Source organism: Pseudoflavonifractor sp. SW1122, from assembly GCF_012027765.1.
GTDB classification, from domain to species: Bacteria; Bacillota; Clostridia; order Oscillospirales; family Oscillospiraceae; genus Enterenecus; species Enterenecus faecium.
This window is the reverse complement of record NZ_SJOS01000005.1, coordinates 61,716-82,196: the sequence shown is the minus strand read 5'-3', so window position 1 is coordinate 82,196 and position 20,481 is coordinate 61,716. Positions and strand designations below refer to the sequence as shown.

General features: G+C 60.4%; 21 protein-coding genes and 1 other annotated feature. Of the genes, 9 read left to right on the top strand and 12 right to left on the bottom strand.

The genetic code is table 11. The features are described 5' to 3' along the window. The first annotated feature begins 192 nt into the window (after window positions 1–192). From E0L15_RS02510 to E0L15_RS02485, 6 genes are all read left to right on the top strand, one after another. Window positions 193–1,041 (top strand): pyridoxamine kinase, encoded by an 849-nt coding sequence (locus E0L15_RS02510; protein ID WP_168124447.1) that lies wholly within the window; start codon window positions 193–195, stop codon window positions 1,039–1,041. A 66-nt stretch (window positions 1,042–1,107) separates the two neighbouring features. Continuing rightward, a complete protein-coding gene (locus E0L15_RS02505; protein WP_143482380.1) occupies window positions 1,108–1,908 on the top strand; it encodes a homocysteine S-methyltransferase family protein in 801 nt (266 codons plus the stop codon). A gap of 201 nt (window positions 1,909–2,109) precedes the next feature. After that, entirely contained in the window at window positions 2,110–2,352 is a 243-nt protein-coding gene (locus E0L15_RS02500) for a TIGR03905 family TSCPD domain-containing protein (protein ID WP_087234056.1), read from the top strand. A 124-nt stretch (window positions 2,353–2,476) separates the two neighbouring features. Then, window positions 2,477–2,824: a DUF4234 domain-containing protein gene (locus E0L15_RS02495; RefSeq protein ID WP_087372999.1), complete on the top strand. Its 348-nt coding sequence runs from the start codon at window positions 2,477–2,479 to the stop codon at window positions 2,822–2,824. A 2-nt stretch (window positions 2,825–2,826) separates the two neighbouring features. Then, window positions 2,827–3,204 (top strand): DUF2752 domain-containing protein, encoded by a 378-nt coding sequence (locus E0L15_RS02490; protein ID WP_168124446.1) that lies wholly within the window; start codon window positions 2,827–2,829, stop codon window positions 3,202–3,204. A 178-nt stretch (window positions 3,205–3,382) separates the two neighbouring features. Next, the gene (locus E0L15_RS02485; RefSeq protein ID WP_168124445.1) at window positions 3,383–4,561 is read left to right on the top strand and encodes an ATP-binding protein; all 1,179 of its coding nucleotides are present in this window, start codon (window positions 3,383–3,385) and stop codon (window positions 4,559–4,561) included. Between the two features lie 69 nt (window positions 4,562–4,630). On the opposite strand, the gene ilvD is transcribed toward E0L15_RS02485, so the two are convergent. The 6 genes from ilvD to E0L15_RS02455 all read right to left on the bottom strand — a co-directional run bounded on the left by ilvD (window position 4,631) and on the right by E0L15_RS02455 (window position 12,054). Next, window positions 4,631–6,292, bottom strand: coding sequence for a dihydroxy-acid dehydratase (ilvD, locus tag E0L15_RS02480; RefSeq protein WP_168124444.1), 1,662 nt, complete (start codon window positions 6,290–6,292; stop codon window positions 4,631–4,633). Between the two features lie 732 nt (window positions 6,293–7,024). Then, a complete protein-coding gene (gene ilvC / locus E0L15_RS02475) occupies window positions 7,025–8,044 on the bottom strand; it encodes a ketol-acid reductoisomerase (protein ID WP_168124443.1) in 1,020 nt (339 codons plus the stop codon). A gap of 35 nt (window positions 8,045–8,079) precedes the next feature. Then, window positions 8,080–8,640, bottom strand: a complete 561-nt coding sequence (ilvN, locus tag E0L15_RS02470) for an acetolactate synthase small subunit (RefSeq protein WP_087234042.1) — start codon at window positions 8,638–8,640, stop codon at window positions 8,080–8,082. A gap of 13 nt (window positions 8,641–8,653) precedes the next feature. Next, window positions 8,654–10,363, bottom strand: coding sequence for a biosynthetic-type acetolactate synthase large subunit (gene ilvB, locus E0L15_RS02465; protein WP_087234040.1), 1,710 nt, complete (start codon window positions 10,361–10,363; stop codon window positions 8,654–8,656). A 44-nt stretch (window positions 10,364–10,407) separates the two neighbouring features. Then, window positions 10,408–10,631: a binding site (T-box leader), on the bottom strand. A 362-nt stretch (window positions 10,632–10,993) separates the two neighbouring features. Then, window positions 10,994–11,170 (bottom strand): DUF1540 domain-containing protein, encoded by a 177-nt coding sequence (locus E0L15_RS02460; RefSeq protein ID WP_087234038.1) that lies wholly within the window; start codon window positions 11,168–11,170, stop codon window positions 10,994–10,996. A gap of 56 nt (window positions 11,171–11,226) precedes the next feature. After that, window positions 11,227–12,054 carry a hypothetical protein gene (locus E0L15_RS02455; protein WP_168124442.1) on the bottom strand — a complete coding sequence of 276 codons (828 nt, stop codon included), beginning with the start codon at window positions 12,052–12,054 and terminating at the stop codon, window positions 11,227–11,229. Between the two features lie 62 nt (window positions 12,055–12,116). On the opposite strand from E0L15_RS02455, the gene E0L15_RS02450 reads away from it, so the two are divergent. After that, window positions 12,117–12,329, top strand: a complete 213-nt coding sequence (locus E0L15_RS02450; protein WP_087234034.1) for a hypothetical protein — start codon at window positions 12,117–12,119, stop codon at window positions 12,327–12,329. A 4-nt stretch (window positions 12,330–12,333) separates the two neighbouring features. Here the strand turns inward: E0L15_RS02450 and sdaAA are convergent, their stop codons facing one another. The 6 genes from sdaAA to E0L15_RS02420 all read right to left on the bottom strand — a co-directional run bounded on the left by sdaAA (window position 12,334) and on the right by E0L15_RS02420 (window position 18,951). Then, on the bottom strand, window positions 12,334–13,197 hold the full coding sequence (sdaAA, locus tag E0L15_RS02445; RefSeq protein ID WP_168124441.1) for an L-serine ammonia-lyase, iron-sulfur-dependent, subunit alpha: 864 nt from the start codon (window positions 13,195–13,197) through the stop codon (window positions 12,334–12,336). A 1-nt stretch (window position 13,198) separates the two neighbouring features. Beyond that, window positions 13,199–13,864 carry an L-serine ammonia-lyase, iron-sulfur-dependent subunit beta gene (sdaAB, locus tag E0L15_RS02440; RefSeq protein ID WP_168124440.1) on the bottom strand — a complete coding sequence of 222 codons (666 nt, stop codon included), beginning with the start codon at window positions 13,862–13,864 and terminating at the stop codon, window positions 13,199–13,201. Window positions 13,865–14,258: 394 nt separating this feature from the next. After that, on the bottom strand, window positions 14,259–15,677 hold the full coding sequence (gene pyk / locus E0L15_RS02435; protein ID WP_206020534.1) for a pyruvate kinase: 1,419 nt from the start codon (window positions 15,675–15,677) through the stop codon (window positions 14,259–14,261). A 126-nt stretch (window positions 15,678–15,803) separates the two neighbouring features. Next, window positions 15,804–17,150: a hemolysin family protein gene (locus tag E0L15_RS02430; protein ID WP_168124439.1), complete on the bottom strand. Its 1,347-nt coding sequence runs from the start codon at window positions 17,148–17,150 to the stop codon at window positions 15,804–15,806. Window positions 17,151–17,341: 191 nt separating this feature from the next. Next, on the bottom strand, window positions 17,342–18,370 hold the full coding sequence (locus E0L15_RS02425; RefSeq protein WP_087234026.1) for a glycosyltransferase family A protein: 1,029 nt from the start codon (window positions 18,368–18,370) through the stop codon (window positions 17,342–17,344). A 50-nt stretch (window positions 18,371–18,420) separates the two neighbouring features. Then, on the bottom strand, window positions 18,421–18,951 hold the full coding sequence (locus E0L15_RS02420; protein ID WP_087234024.1) for an inorganic diphosphatase: 531 nt from the start codon (window positions 18,949–18,951) through the stop codon (window positions 18,421–18,423). 208 nt (window positions 18,952–19,159) lie between these two features. Here E0L15_RS02420 and E0L15_RS02415 point away from each other — a divergent pair, with 208 nt between their 5' ends. Continuing rightward, window positions 19,160–19,852, top strand: a complete 693-nt coding sequence (locus tag E0L15_RS02415; RefSeq protein WP_168124438.1) for a hypothetical protein — start codon at window positions 19,160–19,162, stop codon at window positions 19,850–19,852. Further along, window positions 19,845–20,399 carry a Fe-S-containing hydro-lyase gene (locus E0L15_RS02410; RefSeq protein WP_087373029.1) on the top strand — a complete coding sequence of 185 codons (555 nt, stop codon included), beginning with the start codon at window positions 19,845–19,847 and terminating at the stop codon, window positions 20,397–20,399. Before E0L15_RS02415 ends, E0L15_RS02410 begins: the two co-directional genes overlap by 8 nt. The last annotated feature ends 82 nt before the right edge of the window (window positions 20,400–20,481 follow it).

The window sequence follows — 20,481 nt, the reverse complement described above, 5'->3', positions numbered from 1 at the left end:
CGCACAGGGTGAGGAGCATGGCGCCGGCTGTGAGAAAACAAGCGAGCTGTTTCATGGAAATCCTCCTTAGAATCTGTGGTTTTTGCTTTTTTCCAGTATAGCAAGGGCGGGCGAGTTTGTAAAGAAAGCCCGTTGCCACTCCCCAGTGGGGAGGGTATAATGGTGTGTAAAACGAAGATGAGGTAGATGCAAATGCGAAAGGTAGCGGCCATACACGATCTGTCCTGCTATGGGCGGTGTTCCCTGGCGGTGATTCTCCCGGTGCTGTCGGTGATGGGCATGCAGTGCTGTCCCCTGCCGGGGACGGTGCTCTCCACCCATACCGGCGGCTTTGGTCCCGTCCAGCGCACCGACCTCACCGGGCAGGTGGACGGCACCCTGCGCCACTGGGAGGAGCTGGGCCTGCGCTTTGACGGCATTTACACCGGATACATGGCCAGCGCCGCCCAAATCCACCAGGCCATGGAGGCGGTGGAGCGGCTTTCCGGGGAGAATACCCAGGTGGTGGTGGACCCGGTGCTGGGAGACCACGGCAAGCTGTATACCTCCATCACCACCGAGATGGCCCAGGCCATGGGGGACCTGTGCCAGAAGGCCCAGGTGATCACCCCCAACCTCACCGAGGCGGCCATTCTCCTGGGTCTGGCTCCCGATGCTCTGCTGGACCAGCGGGGGGAAGACCTGGCCGTGGAGCTGTCCGGCCAGGGACAGCGGTCGGTGGTGGTCACTGGAGTGACCCCCGAGCCGGGCTATACCGGAGCGGTGTGGTTTGACCACACCACGGGAGCCAGCGGCACCACTGTGGCGGTGCGGGCGCCCGGGGAGTACCCGGGTACCGGGGACCTGTTTGCCGCCGTGCTCACGGGCAGCCTGGTGATGGGGGAGAGCCTGGAGCGGGGTGTGAGCCGAGCGGCCCACTTCATCACCCGCTGTGCCTCCTACACCGCCGCCCTGGGCACCGAAGTGCGGGAGGGTGTCTTGTTCGAGCCTCTGCTCCCCCTTTTGTTGGGGGATGCCCTTGCCATGGACGACAGAATTTGATATACTACCCCCTTAGAAAGACTGCGCAAGCAACACTGAGACCCAACCAAAATGAAGGAGTACAACATGGAACACATGGATGCAGCGGTTCCCATATTTCAGCGGCGTGTCGGCCCTCTGGGGCTGGACGTGCCACCCGCCGGAGAGGCGGAATTTGACCACCTGGTAGAGGAGTACCGTGCCCAGCTGGGGGCGGGACAGGGCCCTGTACACATCAACTGCATGATCGGCATGGCCGAGTGCCGGGCCGCCATTCTGGCCGCCCGAGAGCTGGGCTACGGCCCCCTGTGGGTGTCCTGGTCCTGCAACGAGGAGGGCGAGTCCGCCACCCGGGTGCATATGCTGGCCGCCCTGTTTGTGGCAGAGGGCATGGGCGCCGCCGCCTTTGGCCTCAACTGTCCCAAGGAGCTGGCCCTGGAGCAGCTGGAAGAGCTGTCCCGCTATGCCAGTGTGCCGCTGTTTTACGTGGTGGACGGGGACGTGGTGACCTACCCCTATGTGGTGCAGGAAAAGGACCCCGACGTCATCCCCTGTGCCACCGGCACCTCCCCCTGCTTTGTCACCCGCACGGTGGACGTGGGAGAGGAGCTGGAGTGCACCCCCAAGCTGCTGGAGGACATCATTGAGGCGGAGGACGACCCGGTGGGCGCGGTGAAGATCTCCATTCTGGAGCAGGATGACGTGGACATCTTCGCCGAGCACCAGTACGCCGTCAACAAGGCCCTGTGCCTGTGGTCGGACGTGCCTCAGCTGCTGGAGCAGGCCCTGCGCTACTACCAGGGCCGGGCCTTTTATGACGGCACCGGCGACTTGGACGCCGAGGAGCTGCGGGAACTGAGCAACCGCTATGGCCTGATCGTTCTGTGACCTGAGGGCGATCTGAAAAGCCGGAATTCTTGACTTGTCCAACCATCAACGCCAGCTACTGCGTTAAAAATCCTGGGAATCCATCCAGGATTCCTGCGTTTTTTGCCTTGTATCTGTCTGTTGCTAGTGGAAAATTCGTCGATTCCTTTGTTTTCAGATACGCCCCAGACAAGCCTATGCACCAGGAAGGAGAATATGACTATGAAAACCATTCACTATATCCCCCGGGGCGTCTGCTCCCGTGAGATGGAAATTGACGTGGACAACGACGTCATCAAGGCCGTGCGCGTGGTGGGCGGCTGCAACGGAAACCTCCAGGGTATTTCCTCCCTGTTGGTGGGCATGACCTGTGAGGAGGCCATCTCCCGCATGGAGGGCATCCACTGTGGCTCCAAGCCCACCTCCTGCCCCGACCAGCTGGCCCAGGCGCTGAAGCAGGGCTAAAGCACGAAAATTTGGTCCAAACACCCAGAAAATACCGCCCGTCAGAGCTCCTCTGACGGGCGATTTTTATAGACAAACCACCTGGGCTATGGTATGCTGAGGGCAAGAGAAAGGAGAGATCGACATGAGTCAAAACAGAAGCATTGCCAAGTGTATTGTCCTGTCCATCATCACCTGCGGCATTTACGGGATGTACTGGTTCGTGGTGGCCACCGACGATGTGGGCCGAGTTACCAACCGCCCCGGAACCTCCGGCGGGTTGTCTCTGGTGTTCAGCCTGATCACCTGTGGTATTTACGGCCTGTACTGGGCATGGAGCATGGGCGAAAAGCTGGATGCAGCCCGTGCCGACCACGGCGTGGCCCCTGGTTCCTTCCCCATCATCTTCCTGGTGCTCAATATTTTTGGGTTTAGCTTGGTCACCCTGGCTCTCATCCAGAACGAGCTGAACAAGTACACCCCCAACGTCTGACCATGACCCCTGGACAGCGACTGCGCCGCCTGCTCACCGGGCTGTTGCTGGTGGCGGCGGTAGGGATAGGGTATGCCCTGTGGGTCAACTTGACCCACCTGTCCATTCCCTGTCCCTTCCACGCCATCACCGGGCTACAATGTCCCGGGTGTGGTGTGACCCGCATGTGTCTGGCCCTGTTGCGGCTGGACGTTTCCGGGGCCTGGAAGGCCAATCCGGTCCTGCTCCTTTTGCTGCCCCTTCTGGGGGGGCTGCTGGGCTATCGTGCCGTGGTGTATGTCCGCCGGGGCAGCGTCCCCACCGCCCGCTGGGAGACCCTGGTGTGGAGCGGCATGGCCGTGGTGCTTCTGCTCTGGGGCGTATGGCGAAATATCGTGTAAAAGGCTGCAACAGACACCCGGAAGGTGCCTGTTGCAGCCTTTTTGCGAGGAACGTCCATTGACAGAGACATACCCCAAGGGGTATACTATACTCAGGAAGAACAAGGAAACACAGGGCGAAAAAAACCGTATATTTTGCAATAGATTCGTATCGCTACGGTGGCGAAGGAGGTTTACCATGACGCATTCGAATCCCTATACGCCAGGGGCCGGATTCATGCCCTCGTATTTGGCGGGGCGTGAGGGGCTAATCTCCCATGCGGAGCAGAGCTTGCTGGCGCTTCAAAAAAGATATCCCCAGCAGTCCATGATTTATTATGGATTACGTGGAGTGGGAAAAACCGTTCTCCTCAACACCATCGAGAACAGTGCGGAGGGCTATGGGATTTTATTTGACCACATCGAGGCGGATTCGGATGGGAAATTCACCCAGAATCTGCTGGTCTCTCTACAACGCATTGCCCACGAGGTGAGCTTTCAGACCACGGCAAAGGATTTTGCCCGCAGGTTTCTTGCCCTCCTGAAGGCGTTTCGCATCCAGTATAAGCTGGAGGAGGGGGAAGTTGCCTTTGGGGTGGACCCCGAGGCGGGGTTTGTCAGTGGGGTGTATTCCAACGACCTGACCGATCTGATGACCCAGCTGGGCAAGGCCGCTCAGAGTTCCGGAGACACCATTTGTCTGTTTATTGACGAGATGCAATATCTGAGACGAGAGGAAATTGCGGGTCTCATCGTGGCCCTACACCGCTGCAATCAGCTGCGACTGCCCATTATGGCCTTTTGTGCGGGCCTTCCTAAGATTTTACAGGAGGTGGGGGAGGCGTGCTCCTATGCCGAGCGGCTGTTTCAGTATGAAGTAGTGGGACCGCTGAAACCGGAGGAGGCTGCCGCAGCGATTACGGTGCCTGCGGAGGACTTTGAGGTGGCGTATGACAGCGCCGCTGTGGAGCATATCATAGCCCAGACAGGGGGCTATCCGTATTTCATCCAGCAGATGTGCAGTTCTGTGTGGCAAGTCACTCCGGACAAGCCCACTATTACCTTGGAGGATGTCCAAGAGGCTGAGCCGAAGTTCTGGGAGCTGCTGGACAAGGGATTTTTCGCTGTGCGCTACCAGCGGTGTACCCCACGGGAAAAGGCATTTATCGCTGCTATGGTCAAGTGCGGCAAGCTCCCCTGTACCATTGCCAATGTGGCGAAACTGATGAATAAGTCGGTGTCCTCCATCTCCCCCATCCGGGCACAACTCATCAGCAAGGGCATGATTTATCCCACATCACACGGAGAAATCGACTTTACGGTGCCACAATTTGATGCCTATGTCTGGCGCATCAACCCAAATCTGGAAATGGAATGAAAGAACATGCCCGGCGCTCCCTCAGGATGCGCCGGGCATGTTTGACATTATGGAAGAGAGAAACGCTGCTTACTCCAGCACAGCGCCCCGGCTGGCGGAGGTCACCAGCTTGGCGTACCGGGCCAGATAACCGGTGGTCACCTTGGGAGGCGGGCACACCCAGGCGGCCTTTCGAGCGGCCAGGGTCTCCTCGTCCACGTGGAGGGTGATGGCGCAGCCCGTAATATCCACGGTGATGAGGTCGCCGTCCTCCACCAGGGCGATGGGGCCGCCCTGCGCGGCCTCGGGGCACACGTGGCCGATGGCAGCGCCACGGGTGGCACCGGAGAAGCGGCCATCGGTGATGAGGGCCACCGAGGAGCCCAGGCCCATGCCTACAATGGCAGAGGTGGGATTGAGCATCTCCCGCATACCGGGGCCACCCTTGGGGCCCTCATAGCGGATGACCACCACGTCGCCGGGGACGATCTTCCCGGCGTAGATGGCCTCAATGGCGTCGTCCTCGCAGTCAAAGACCCGGGCGGGGCCCTGGTGGGTCATCATCTCAGGGGCCACGGCGGAGCGCTTGACCACGCAGCCCTCGGGGGCCAGGTTGCCCTTCAGGACGGCGATGCCGCCGTCGGCAGAGTAGGGGTGGTCGATGGGGCGGATGGTCTCCGGGTCCCGGTTCACAACGCCCGCCAGGTTCTCACCCATGGTCTTGCCGGTGACGGTCATCACGTCGGTGTTGAGAAGGCCCTTCTTGGTCAGCTCGGCCATGACGGCGTACACGCCGCCTGCCTGCTCCAAGTCCTCCATGTAGCTCTCCCCGGCGGGGGCCAGGTGGCACAGGTTGGGGGTGTTGGCAGAAATCTGGTTGGACATGTCCAAATCCAGCTCAATGCCGCACTCGTGGGCGATGGCGGGCAGGTGGAGCATGGTGTTGGTGGAGCAGCCCAGGGCCATGTCCACAGTCTCGGCGTTGTGGAAGGCTGCGGGGGTCATGATATCCCGGGGCTTGATGTCTCGCTTCACCAGTTCCATCACCTGCATACCGGCGTGCTTGGCCAGACGCAGACGGGCGGACCACACGGCGGGGATGGTGCCGTTGCCTCTGAGGCCCATGCCGATGGCCTCGGTGAGGCAGTTCATGGAGTTGGCGGTGTACATGCCGGAGCAGGAGCCGCAGGTGGGGCAGGCGGCGTTCTCGTACTCCTCCACCCCGGCCTCGTCCAGCTTGTCGGCGTAGTAGGCGCCCACGGCTTCAAACATGTGGGACAGGCAGGTGCGGCGACCGTCGGGCAGCTTGCCCGCCAGCATGGGGCCGCCGGAGCAGAAAATGGTGGGGATGTTCACCCGGGCAGCTGCCATGAGCAGGCCGGGGACGTTCTTATCACAGTTGGGGATCATCACCAGGCCGTCGAACTGGTGGGCCATGGCCAGGGCCTCGGTGGAGTCGGCAATGAGGTCCCGGGTGACCAGGGAGTACTTCATGCCCACGTGGCCCATGGCGATGCCATCGCACACGGCGATGGCGGGCACCTCTACGGGGGTACCTCCGGCGGCCCGGACACCGGCTTTGACGGCTTCGGCGATCTTGTCCAGGTTCATGTGGCCGGGGACGATCTCGTTATAGGAGCATACCACGCCGATGAGAGGCCGCTCCAGCTCCTCCTTGGTGTAGCCCAGGGCGTAGAGCAGAGAGCGGTTGGGGGCGGCGGGGATGCCTTTTTTCACAACATCAGAGCGCATAGGGAAAACTCCTTTGAGTAGTTTTTGTATGGAAAACTTCCCATAGATAGAGGAAGGGGTGAGCCATCCGGCAGATGGCGGGAGTGCTGTTCTATTTGTCCTTGGGTACAGGCTTGCCAGCCTGGCGGGGACGCTTCCCGCTGGGGGTTCCTTTTGAACGGGCAAAAGGAACCAAAACCCGCTTAGGGCGTTCCCCCCTAAGTACCCCCCTGGGGTACGAGGCTGGAACTGCGTCAAGACTACGTTCGGCCCGTTACCCTTGCTGTGGCACCTTGTACTGCCACCACACCAGGCCACCTTGGGCAGCTGGCCCTATAGCCGGGCGGTTTCTATATCCGGGCCTACCCTGGAGAAGCGGCGTTCCCGCCGCCGTCAGCTAGGCTTCCGGCAACTGGGAACAGTTGCACACCAGGGTAAGGCCCTGGCAACAGAAGGACAACCACACAGAGAAGCAGGTACGTTCGGTAGAATCTCCACGCCATCTATGTGACCCCACCGGGCCAAGGGCCGAACAGAGAAAGACGCACATCCACCCAGTACCGCGGGGTGGATTCCACAAGGCGGGGGAAGGCCCCGCCTTTGGCGATTCTTTCGTCTCTTTCTCATCGCTGAGAAAGAGACCCCAGCGGAGCGTCCCTGCCAGGCTGGCAGGGATATTCCAGGGCAGAGGAACAAAAAGAGAAGTAACAGCGGCCTGGCCCTAGGGGGTCAGGCCGCTGTTTTACATGTACTTTAGTTGGAAGCGGTGTCGGGATCGGCGTCGTCGCCCCACAGCATGTTCTTACGCAGCTCGGCGCCCACGGTCTCCATGGGGTGGCGGGCCAGCTGGCGGCGGGAGGCGTTGAAGAAGGTGCGGCCATTCTTATTCTCGGCAATCCAGTTGCCGGCGAACTTGCCGTTCTGGATGTCAGTGAGCACGGCCTTCATGTTGGCCTTGGTCTGCTCATAGGGCAGGACACGGGGGCCGGAGACGTACTCGCCATACTCGGCGGTGTCGGAGATGGAGTAGTTCATCATGGCCACGCCGCCCTTGTTAATGAGGTCGATGATCAGCTTCATCTCGTGGATGCACTCGAAGTAGGCGTTCTCAGGGGCGTAACCGGCCTCCACCAGGGTCTCAAAGCCCAGGCGCATCAGCTCCACCACGCCGCCGCACAGCACGGCCTGCTCACCGAACAGGTCGGTCTCGGTCTCGTCGGCGAAGGTGGTCTCCATCACGCCGCCACGGGCGCCGCCGATGCCAGCGGCATAGGCCAGGCCGATCTGATAGGCGTTGCCGGTGGCATCCTGCTCCACGGCGATGAGGCAGGGCACGCCCTTGCCCGCCACGAACTGGGAGCGGACGGTGTGGCCGGGGCCCTTGGGGGCGATCATGAACACGTCCACGTCGGCGGGGGGCTTGATCTGGCCGTAGTGGATGTTGAAGCCGTGGGCGAAGGCCAGAGCCTTGCCAGCGGTGAGGTAGGGGGCGATGTCCTTCTTATACATATCGGCCTGACGCTCGTCGTTGATGAGGATCATGATGATATCGGCAATCTTGGTGGCCTCGGCGGTCTCCATGACGGTGAAGCCGTCCTTCTCTGCCACGGGCCAGCTCTTGCCGCCCTTGTACAGGCCGATGATCACGTCACAGCCGGAATCACGCAGATTCATGGCGTGGGCGTGGCCCTGGGAGCCGTAGCCCACGATGGCAATCTTCTTGCCAGTGAGGTAGTTGAGGTCGCAATCCTTTTCGTAGTACATCTTAGCCATGATAAAACACTCCTTTGAAGGTTGAATATGTAAAATTAGAGCACATTTTTACCAAGATCAAATTCGTCGGTCTCTTTGTTGTCGTCGTTGTCGTTGATGGTGGCCTCGCCGCGCTCCAAAGCCACCATACCGGTGCGCACCAGCTCGAGGATGCCGAACTCACACAAGAGCTTTTCCAGAGCGTCGTCCTTGGACTCCTGGCCGATGACCGCCAGGGTCAGGCTCTTGGTGGACACGTCGATGATGGTGGCACGGAAGATGTTGGCGATCTGAATCACCTCGTTGCGCACGTCCCGGCCCTCGGCCTTGACCTTGATGAGCACCAGCTCCCTCCGAATGGAGGAGGCGGGGGGGAGCAGCCGCACGGAGTAGACACAGAAGAGCTTGCGCAGTTGGTTGATGATCTGTTCAATCATCAGGTTGTCACAGGTCACCTCAATGGTGATACGGGACACCTCGGGGTCGTCGGTGGTGCCCACGGCCAGAGACTCGATGTTGTACCCCTTGCGGGAGAAGAGCCGGGAGACCTGGGAGAGGACGCCGGGGGTGTTTTCCACCAGTACAGACAGGGTGTGTCGGGTAACGGGATTGTTCATAGTGGCCCTCCTCTCAGTCCAAGATGAAGTCGGTGACGGGGGTACCGGCACTGACCATGGGGTGGACCATGGCATCCATGCGGATGGCACAGTCGATGACGCAGCCGCAGCCGGCCTGAAGGGCCTGACGGAAGGCCTCTTCAAATTCCGCCTGGGTTCCGGCCCGGAAGCCCTTGAGGCCGTAGGCCTCGGCCAGCTTGACAAAGTCGGGGCCGCGGTCCAGGTCGGTCTGGGAGAATCGCTTGTTGTAAATGAGGTTCTGCCACTGGCGAACCATGCCCAGAGTGCCGTTGTTGAAGATAACGGTGATCACCGGGATGTGGTAGTGCTCTAAGGTGGCCAGCTCGTGGCAGTTCATGCGGAAGCAGCCGTCTCCGGTGCAGTGGACCACGATCTGGTCCGGGTTGCCCACCTTGGCTCCCATGGCGGCCCCCAGGCCGAAGCCCATGGTGCCGAAGCCGCCGCTGGTGAGCAGCTGGCCGGGGCGGGAGAAGTGGTAGTATTGACAGGACCACATCTGATGCTGGCCCACGTCGGTGGCGATGATGGCCTTGCCGTCGGTGAGGTCCTGGATGGTCTCCAGCACCTCGTGGGCGTGGAGCACATCGTCCTTTTTCAGGGGCAGCTCCTTGCGGGAGAACACCTGGGCCTTCCACTGGGTGTAGTCGTGGGGGGGAAGCTGGGCGTTGAGCAGCTCCAGCACACGCCGGGCGTCTCCGATGATGTGGTGGTAGGTGAGGACGTTTTTGTCGATCTCCGCCCGGTCAATGTCGATATGTACGATTTTGGCCTGTTTGGCGAAGATGGCGGGGTCGGTGGCCACCCGGTCCGAGAAGCGGCAGCCGATGGCAATGAGCAGATCGCACTCGGTGGTGGCGATGTTGGAGGCGTGGGAGCCGTGCATACCCACCATGCCGGTGAACAGGGGGTGGTCGCCGGGACAGGCGCCGCCGCCCATGATGGTGGAGCCCACCGGGGCGTCCAGGGTCTCAATGAACTTGCGGAACTCGGGTACGGCGCCCCGGGAGCGGATGACGCCGCCTCCCACCAGTACCATGGGGCGTTCTGCCTGGGCAATCAAATCCAGCAGCTTCTGAATGTCCCCGTGGTCCGGCTCCGGCGTGCCCAGGTCTCGGCCGGTGCGCCGCATCAGGTTGGCCAGGCGGCCGTGGTTGGGGTGCTCGGACACGGGCAGGTATTGGTAGTCCGCCGTGGCGGCGGTGACGTTCTTGGCGATATCCACCAGCACCGGGCCGGGCCGGCCGGAGCGGGCGATGGCGAAGGCCTCCCGGATGACGTCGGCCAGCTGACCCACGTCCTTGACCAGGTAGTTGCACTTGGTGATGGGCATGGTGATACCGGTGATGTCCACCTCCTGGAAGGAGTCCTTGCCGATGAGGTTCTCGCTGACGTTGCAGGTGATGAACACCACCGGGGAGGAGTCGTAGTAGGCGGTGGCAATGCCGGTGACCAGGTTGGTGGCGCCGGGGCCGGAGGTGGCAAAGCATACACCCACCTTTCCGGTGGACCGGGCGTAGCCGTCGGCGGCATGGCTGGCTCCCTGCTCATGGGAGGTGAGGTAGTGGTGAATTTTGTCCTTGTAGCCGTGGAGCTCAAACTCATCGTAAATGTTGAGAATGGTACCTCCCGGATAGCCGAACACCGTGTCCACGCCCTGCTCCAGCAGACACTCCATCACAATTTGAGAACCCCTCATTAACATGCTAAACCCTCCTTTGGATAGAAAAAGAACGCAACTTCATCCTCCATTAGGACGAAGCTGCGCTCCGCGGTACCACCTAAATTCCCCCACTCAGGGGGCACTTGATCCCGATAACGGCGGGGGCCGATCCTGCCTACTTTCTCTCAGAGAGTTCAGCCGGACTGCTTCCAGGGGAGATTCACCACACCCACAGCAGGAAGGACTTGCACCAAACGCCTTCTCTCTGGGCTGCCGACAAGGGGGTTACTGGCCTGATCGTCGCAGTTGACAACTATTTGCTTTAGACTATTAAAGCCATGATAGACCCTTTCCCTCCGTTTGTCAATGACTAAAATGCAGCGGGACAAAAATTTTACACTCTACCGAAATAGTGTGGTGATGTAAATGAAATTTTGGTGATATGTAAAAAAGCCCTGGATGTGTGTTCACATCCAGGACTTAGCTTCGCAGAGTTTCCCCGCCCGCAGGCGGGGAAAGCAATTGGAATTCATGTTCTCCCAGGACATGTGCCTGGGAGAACATACTTCTCACCCTGCAAGTGTGAATTTGGCTGCGCTCTTTGCAGCCAAACTTTGCGCGCAGCAGGGTGCAAAACCGGTGGGGAAAGGCTATGCCTTTTCCCGCCAGTTTTTAATGGCAGCTGTTGGTGGTCCCCAGCTGGAAGGACGCACACTCGGTGTCCTGGCAGCAGCCCACCTTGTTCTGGCAGCAGCCCACCTGAATCTCGTTGAGGGTGCAGGACTGGTTCTTGTGGTGAGCACAGCTGGAGACGGTGCATTTGATGCTGGGATTGGGTTGTTCGTACATGACATTGACCTCCTGGTTTTAGATTCCAAGAGCAGTATGCACCAAATGCAGGGGGATTATTCCTCCTGGGAGGAGGTTTCTTCGGGGAGGACCTGGGGGATGAACCGAGGGGCGAAGCGGCTGCGACCACGGCCCTTGACATAGAAAAAGCCGATGATGGAGAAGATGACAGCACCGATGAAATTGACGAACAGGTCAGCCATGGTGTCAATGAGGCCGATGTCCAGGTATCCGCCCAGCCCCAAGGCGCGCTGGGTGCCGTCCTCCATCACCAAAATCACGTCTTGGATGCCGTCCACCATGATGGCAGTGGTGCCGTGGTTGGGGTCCAGATTCACGGTGGAAAAGGCGTTCAAGATGGTGTCTTTCTGCATGTCAAAGTGGAGGAAGTGGTCCATGGCGAACTCGAAGAACTCCCACATCACCCCCACGGTCATGGAGAAGCAGAAGGCCACCACTGCCATGTAGAAGGGGCTCAAGTTCAGAGAGACCCGTTCGGTGCGGTTGAGAATGTCCACCAGGGCAAAGCCAATGGCGGCGCACAAAAAGCCGTTGGTGGTGTGGAGCATGGTGTCCCAGTAGGGGAAGGTGATGTAGTAGTCCTGAATTTCGCCCAGAATCTCCGCGGCGAAGATAAACAGCAGAATGATGATCTCCAGAGTGTCCGGCAGTTCAATGCGCAGCCGCCGCTCGAAGGCGGAGGGGAGCATGAACAGCACCAGGGTGAGGACACACAGGGCCACATTTTCGTAGTTTTGATTGAATACGGCGGCCACCAGCATGAGGACCACCAGCACGCGCAGCACAAAGTACACCGTGTACAGCAGTCCCTTTCGCTCAAAGGGGTGTGTCTTGGGGCCGGGGGAACGATGGCGTTTCGACATGACAATTCCTCCTGTCAAAGGTGGGGGGTGTGGCGCATAGGATGGGAGTGAGGTGATCAAACATGGACTTGCGCAACAATCAGATTACATTGGGAGAGCTGTGGGATAATCCCCGCAGCCGCAGCGTGTTCCAGCGGAAAATCCCCATGCTGTCCAAGCACCCGGTGAAGGGGGCGGCCCGCACCGTGACCTTGGAGCAGCTGGCCGCCTTTCTCTCCAGCTGGGTGCCGGAGAGTATGATTCAGGGGGTCATTGGGGACCTGAAGAAGCTGTAATTGCTCAGGGGGCGGGGGTAATCTGCTGCTGGGCAATGGCCCATCCGGCGGGGGTGGCGGCCAAGCCGCCCTTGCCGGTCTCCCGCAGTGCGGAGGGGAGGGTGCGGCCCACAGCGTCCATGGCGTCAATGACCTGGTCGCAGGGAATGGCGCCCACGATGCCCGCCAGAGCCATGTCGGCGCAGGCCATGGCGTTGACCGCGCCCATGACGTTGCGCTTCACACAGGGCACTTCCACCAGACCCGCCACCGGGTCGCACACCAGGCCCAGCACGTTTTGCAGGGCCATGGCGCAGGCGGCGGCCATCTGCTGGGCGCAGCCGCCCCGGGCGTGGACCAGAGCGGCGGCGGCCATGCCGGAGGCGGAGCCAATCTCCGCCTGACAGCCGCCCTCGGCCCCAGAGATGGAGGCCCGGGTGGCGATGACCTGGCCGAACCCGGCGGCCACGTACAGGCACTCCACCATGGTGTGGGTGGACAGGCCTTCCCGCTTCCACAGGGGGAGGAGGACGGCGGGCATCACCCCGCTGGCCCCGGCGGTGGGGGCGGCCACAATGCGGCCCATACAGGCGTTGTGCTCGCCCACTTTCAAGGCGGTGGCGATGACCTGCTGCATGTCTGGCCCACACAGGGTGTTTTGAGCCTGGGCCATCTTCTCGCCCTGGCCGCCGGACAAGCCGGAGGCAGAGCGGCGCTGGGGGTCGTAGTTCTCCACGGACTCCACCATAGCCTGCCACAGGGCCTCCATGCGGGAGAAGCTCTCTTCCTGGGTGACGTCCCGGTCCTGGCAGTCGTCCAGCAGCACCGCCTGCCACAGGGGCTGGTGCTGGGCGCAGTCTATGAGATGTTCGACGGATTGAAAAGCCATATCAGCAGCCCTCCATGTTGAGATAGGTACACCGCTCCACTCCGTCCAGACGGGACAGTTCTTCAACCAAAGCGGGGGAGAGGTGGTTGTCGCACTCCAGCACCATCACCGCCAGACCGCCCCGGCGGTCCCGGTAGAGCTGCATGGTGGCGATGTTGGCCATGTGGTCGGAGAGCACCTGGCTGACCTGGGAGACGATGCCCGGCCGGTCCTGGTTGCGAATGATGAGGGTGGGCAGCTCCCCGGAGAAGGAGGCCTCCATGCCGTCAATGGCGTTGACCCGGATGCGGCCACCGCCCAGCGAGGAGGCGGAGACGGTGAGGGTGCGGCCCTGCTGGTCGGTGAGGTGGAGCACGGCGGTGTTGGGGTGAGCTCCAGGCAGGTCCACCGGGCGGATGGACACCGCCATACCCGCCTGACGGGCCAGCTCAAAGCTGTGGGGGATACCCGGATGGTCGGGGGCCAGGTCCAAGAGCCCCGCCACAATGGCCCGGTCGGTGCCGTGGCCGGAGCCAGTGGCGGCAAAGGAGCCGTGGAGCTGAATGTCCGCTTTCACCGGCTGGCTGCCCAGCAGATGCCGGGCCACCCGACCCATGCGGGCGGCGCCTGCCGTGTGGGAGCTGGACGGCCCCACCATGATGGGGCCCATAATATCGAAAATGTTCAAAAACATCCCGCCTTTTCAATCAATGATAAAAATGTGGTGCGTAGGGCACATCTTTCAATTTGCGCAAGAACTTGAGGGGGTGCCCTTTCGGCTCCCTCCGGGAGGGAGCTGTCACCGGAGGTGACTGAGGGAGAAAGCGGGCGGCTGGGTTGCAAGTTTGCAGAGAGTCCAGACTTACACCAAATTCCCTGGCCGCTCTGGCAGATTTCGCCCATTGCGGCAAAAGCCCATTAGCCCTTGCTACAGGCTCCCTCCGGCACGGCCTTTGGCCGTGCCACCTCCCTCCCGGAGGGAGGCTTTTGCCTGGTGAAGAATTGAGGGGCCTTACAATTCAAAAAATAGCAGATAGGGGGGACGGTGAAAGCCGTCCCCCCTATAGTATGGCGAGATAAAATTACTTTACCACCTGAGCCTTGATCAGGTTGGTAGAGCCGCTCTTGCCGATGGGCACGCCAGCGGTGATAACCACGGTATCACCCTCCTGGACAACGCCCTCCTTCTTGGCGGATTCCACACACAGAGAGAACAGACGGTCGGTGGAGTCCACGGTGCCGGACAGGAAGGGAGCCACGCCCCAGGTGATGGCCAGCTGACGGCGGACACGCTCGTTGGTGGTCAGGGCGACCACCAGGCAGCCGGGACGATACCGGGTGGTCATACGGGCAGTGTGGCCGGTCTCGGTGGCGGTGAGGATGGCGGAGGCCTTCAGGTCCATGGCGGTCAGGCAGGCGGTGTGGCTGATGGCATCGGTGATGGAAGCGGTGTGGTCCACGGTGGACTTGGTGAAGCGCTTCCAGTAATTGGTGGAGTTCTCAGCGGTGGTGACGATGTCCACCATGGTCTGCAGGGCCTCCACGGGGTGCTTGCCGGAGGCGGTCTCACCGGAGAGCATCACGCAGCCGGTGCCGTCGAACACGGCGTTGGCCACGTCGGACACCTCAGCACGGGTGGGACGGGGATTGCGGATCATGGAGTCCAGCATCTGGGTGGCGGTGACCACGTGCTTGCCCTGGGCGATAGCGGCCTTGATCATGCGCTTCTGGATGACGGGCACATCCTGAGCGGGGATCTCCACGCCCAGGTCGCCACGGGCCACCATCAGGCCATCGGCAACCTTGAGGATCTCCTCCAGATTGTCCACGCCCTCCTGGTTTTCGATCTTGGCGATGATGCCGATGTGCTGGCCGCCGTGGGAGTCCAGAACGGCACGGATCTCCTCCACGTCGGAGGCCTGACGCACAAAGGAGGCGGCAACGAAGTCGAAGTCGTTCTCCACGGCGAACTTCAGATCGCTCTTGTCCTTCTCGGTCAGAGCGGGCAGGGAGATGTGGGTGTTGGGGATGTTGATGGACTTGTTGTTGGACAGGGGGCCGCCGGTGACCACGTTGCAGATGATGTCCTGACCCTTGATTTCGGTGACCTCGATATCCACCAGGCCGTCGTCAATGAGCAGGTGGGTGCCCACGGACACCTCGTTGTGCAGGTTGGGGTAGGTCACGGACACGATGGTGTTGTCGCCGTCCACCTCGCGGGTGGTCAGGGTGAAGGTATCGCCATCGGCCAGCTCGATCTTGCCGTTGGCAAAAGAACGAATGCGAATCTCAGGGCCCTTGGTGTCCAGAATGGTGGCCACGGGGCAGCCCAGACGATCCCGGACGTTCTTCACACGGGTGAGAACAGCCAGGTGGGACTCGTGGGTGCCGTGAGAGAAGTTGAAGCGGGCGGCGTTCATGCCGGTGAGGATGAGCTTCTCAATCATCTCCTCGCTGTCGGAAGCAGGGCCCAGGGTACAAATAATCTTTGTCTTTCGCATAGAAATGTTTCCTCCGTTCTGTCATTTACAGGGTGGGAATGGTGCGGGGTGGCGCACCATACCTAAAAGATCTATTAGAAAAACAAGGCCAGGAGCCCTGCTCATCTACAATAGAAGCACTGAAAATCAGTGTTGTTTGGCCTCCTCCTCTTGGGGAGGGAGCTTGGAGACTTGGGCCAGCTCCACCCGTCGGTCGGTGAAGTTGAGCACCTTGATGTGAAGCCCGTAGGCGTCCAGCTCCAGCTGTTCGCCATCGGAGGGAATCACAGACAGTTGGGCAAAGACCAGGCCGCCCAGAGTATCGAACTCCTGGTCCTCGGGGAAGGTGATGTCCAGAGCCTGCGCCAGTTGGTCCAGGTCACAGGAACCGGAAACTTGCCAGAGGTTGTCGTCCAACTGGACCAGATCGGCCTCATCCTGGGGGTCGAACTCGTCGTAGATGTTGCCCACGATCTCTTCCAGCAGGTCCTCCATGGTCACCAGACCAGAGGTCCCGCCGTATTCGTCCACCACAATGGCCAGGTGGACCTTTTTGCTCTGCATATCCCGGAACAGCACGTCGGTGCGCACCGATTCAGGAACGAAGTAGGCGGGGTAGAGCAGCTCCCGCAGGGGCTTGGGGTGTGCCTGCTGGGTATTGAGCAGGTAGACCCGGGTGGATAAGATACCCACAATGTCGTCGGCGTCTTCCTCGTAGACGGGGAAGCGGGACAGACCGGACTGCCGAATGGTGTTCAAGATCTCTTCGGGGGTGTCCCCGGCCCAGATCATCACCATGTCGGTACGGTGGACCATCACATCCTCGGCGGTGGAATTGTTAAACTCAAAGATGTTCTCAATGAGCTCCTTCTCGGCGGTTTCAATGGTGCCGCGCTCCTCGCCCAAATCCACCATCATACGGATCTCGTCCTCGGACACCTCTTCCTCATCGGCCTTGGGATCGATGTGCAGCAGACGCAGCACCCCGTTGGTGGACTTGGACAGCAACCAGATGATGGGGCGGCACACCGTGGCGATGACGCACACAGGGCCTACGGTCATCCGGGCCACCGCCTCCGTCTTCTTCATGGCGATGCGCTTGGGCACCAGTTCGCCCAGCACCAGGCTGAAGTAGGAGAGGATGATGGTGATGATGATGACGGTGATGGTGTTCAGGGTCCCGGCGGGAATCTGGGTTACGCCTCGGGCCACCAGCCAATGCACAAGGGGATCGGAAAAGCTGTCGGCGGCAAAGGCGGAGGACAGGAAGCCTGCCAGGGTGATGGCGATTTGAATCGCGGAGAGGAAATGGTCGGGCGCCTGGGTTAAGGCCAGGAGCTTCTTGGCTTTCTTATCTCCTTCCTCCGCCTGCTTTTTCAGCTTGGTTTCGGATAGGGAGATGACGGCGATCTCGGCGGCTGCGAAAAAGGCGTTGACCAAGATCAGAACAATGAGGACCAGAAGCTTGGGCAATATAGATGGGTCGTCCGGCAAAATGAGTAACCTCCTAACTTATCGTTGGGGGATGGATTTGCTGTGTACAGCCTGAACCCCAACGCCTTACAGTATAGCATCTTTCTGTAAAATTGCAACTAGAAAAGGGGTAGCATCCTGCTAGGAAAATAATTGCGTAATTTATGCAAAATCCCTGGAAATAGAAGCTTCTACTCCCAGGGATTGACGAATCAATTAAATTTGTATATTTTTCGAGCCATGCGATAGAGTGAAACAGACAACTTTCGGCCCTGGTAACCGGGGATGTTGGTGGCGGCGTTGGTGGCGCGGTAGCGGCAGCGGCGGTAGAGGGCGGGGTCCTTCTGCCGCAGATACTCCCACAGCTCGGTGCGCATCCCCAGAGACTCTGGAGTGTTGGCAATCACGGCAAAAATGGAAGAAATCGTCATCATCATGGACAGATAGCCCAGCATATACCGGCCCAGGCGGGGCTGACTGGCCTTGATGGCCAGCACATCGTGGGCGGCAATCATCAGGCGGGTGACCCGCACCTGCTGGTCAATGCGCCCGGCCATCACCGACTCGTTGACGCTCTGGTCCGCCCGGCCGATGAAGTAGCGGTACAGGTCCACATTGAGGTAGTAGATGGTCTTCACGTAGGGCAGGGGCTGGTAGACAAAGATGTTATCCACATAGAAGGTGTGCTTGGGCAGCTCCAGACCACAGTCCCGCAGCAGCTGGGTGCGGTAGATCACCGAGTGCATCAGCAGGTACTGGGAGGTGCGGAAGTGGCGAATCTCGTCCCAGGTGAAGATGCGGCCGGTGGGGAACACGTTTTTATAGTTTACCGCCTTGCGGGTGTTGTCCTCCACGTGCTCATAGACGTAGTTGGCCACCACCATGTCCACCGGGGCGGGCATGTGGGCAAACTGGCGCAGCTGGTCCATCACCGTGTGCAGGGCGGTCTCGTCCAGCCAGTCGTCGGAGTCCACCACCTTATAATATAGGCCGCGGGCGTTGCGGATGCCCTGGTTGACGCCCTCGCCGTGTCCGCCGTTTTCCTGGTGGATGGCCCGGATGATGTCCGGGTACTTGGCGGCCCACTCGTCGCACTTCTCATGCGTGTTATCCTTGGTGGAGCCGTCGTCCACCAGGATGATCTCAATGTCCTCGCCCCCTTTGAGCAGGGTCTCCACACAGTGGTCCATGTAGGCCGCTGAATTGTAGCAGGGGACGGCAAAGGTAATGATTTTATCCATGAAATCGTTCTCCCTCGTCTATATTATGATATGATTATGATATGCCGGGCTCAGCAGAACGTGTCCCGGTAGTTGGAGATGGCCTCGGCAATGATCTTCACGGCGGCGGCCCGGTCGTTGACCTCTCCGGCCACGGTCTCCTTGCCCTCCAGGGCCTTGTACACCGAGAAGAAGTGGGACATCTCGTCAAACTTGTGGGCGGGCAGGTCGCACAGGTCCTTGGTGGTGTTATAGGTGGGGTCGTTGAAGGGGATGGCCACGATCTTCTCGTCCCGCTTGCCGCCGTCCAGCATGGAGATGTAGCCGATGGGGTAGCAGCGGACCAGAGTCAGGGGGTCCAGGTCCTCCGAGCACAGCACCAGCACGTCCAGGGGGTCCCCGTCGTCGCCGTAGGTGCGGGGGATGAAGCCGTAGTTGGCGGGGTAGTGGGTGGAGGTGTGGAGGATGCGGTCCAGGATGATCATACCTGTGGCCTTGTCCAGCTCATACTTTTTCTTGCTGCCCTGGGGGATCTCAATCACCGCGATAAAGTCCTCGGGAGAGATGCGCTTTGGGTCCATATCATGCCAGATGTTTCCCATATGGTATACTCCTTGTCACTTGAATTCCTATATTCCGAAAAGTCTAGCCCATTATATCCTAGCTTGAAGGAAAATACAACAGGGTGGAAGAGCAATGGGAAAAAACATTGTCACATGTGGGGGATTGTGGTAAAATATCCACAAAGAAGGGCTGGGTCTGTTCCGGGAAGGGGGCGGATAGGCCAATTTTTGAGAAAGGGGAACCGACATGGAACCCGTAATTGAACGATTTCGCACCTCTCTGGCAGGCTTTCACCGGGGAGATGTGCTCCACTACATGGATCGGCTGGCCGCCCAGCACCGCAGCGAGATGGCAGGGGTGGAGGCCGAGCTGAAGCGCGCTCGGGAGAACGAGCGCAGGCTTCAGCAGGAAATGGATGCCCTCCGCCAGGCCCACGGCAGCGTATCCGCCGAGGAGGCCAAGGTGCGGGCTTCTCTGGAGGAGTCCACCCGGGCTCTGGCCCGTCTGCGGGGTGAGCTGAGCCAGACCGAGACCAAGCTGGCCGCCGCCCGGCTGGAGCTGGGCCGCCTCCATGGCCAGGTGGACGAGATGGAGCCCATGGCCCAGAAGTACGACCAGCTCAAGGACTACGTGGCCACCGTGGAGCTGGACGCCCACCACAAGGCCCAGGAGACCATTGAGCAGGCCAAGACCAAGGCGGAGAAGATTCAAACCGACACCCGCCAGTGGCTGGACCAGGTCCTCAGCGGATACAGCAACCTGAGAACCGAGATGGACCGCCTCTTCCAGCAGATTCGAGAGCTGGGGGAGATGGGGGTCCAGTTCGACCAGGCCGACGAGGCCGCCCAGAGACTCCAGGAACAGGGCGAGCAGGGAGACCAGGCGCAGGAGGAAGAGGTCCAGAGCGAAGCGGCGGAAGAGGTGGAGAGCCATGAGTGAGACCAAGGTACTGACCACGGACCAGCTGCCCCAGGTGCTGGGAGAGCTGAGAGCGGGGGACCGGGTGCTCCTGTCTGGCACCATCTATACCGCCCGGGATGCCGCCCACAAGCGCATCTTCCAGCTGTTGGACGAGGGCAAGCCCCTGCCCTTTGAGCTGAAAGGCGCCGTTATCTACTACGCCGGACCCACCCCGGGCCAGCAGGGCATGGCAGTAGGGGCCTGCGGCCCCACCACTGCCGGACGGATGGACGGCTTTGCCCCCCGGCTGCTGGACTTAGGGCTCACCGCCATGATTGGCAAGGGAGAGCGGGCCCAACCGGTGGTGGACGCCATTGTGCGCAACGGGGCGTGCTACTTTGCCGCCGTGGGCGGCGCCGGGGCCCTTATTGCCAAGTGCATCAAGACCGCCCAGGTCATCGCCTTTGACGAGCTGGGCTGCGAGTCGGTCAAGCGCATGGAGGTGGAGAATCTGCCCCTCACCGTGGCCGTGGATAGCCAGGGCAATGACCTGTTCAAGATTGGGCGCAGCCAATACGCAAAATAAGAGAGGTGGAAGAGCCTATGGAAGGTTCTTCCACCTTTTTTGTTGAGAGATTGACCCATTTCAATGACACAGGTACAAACCT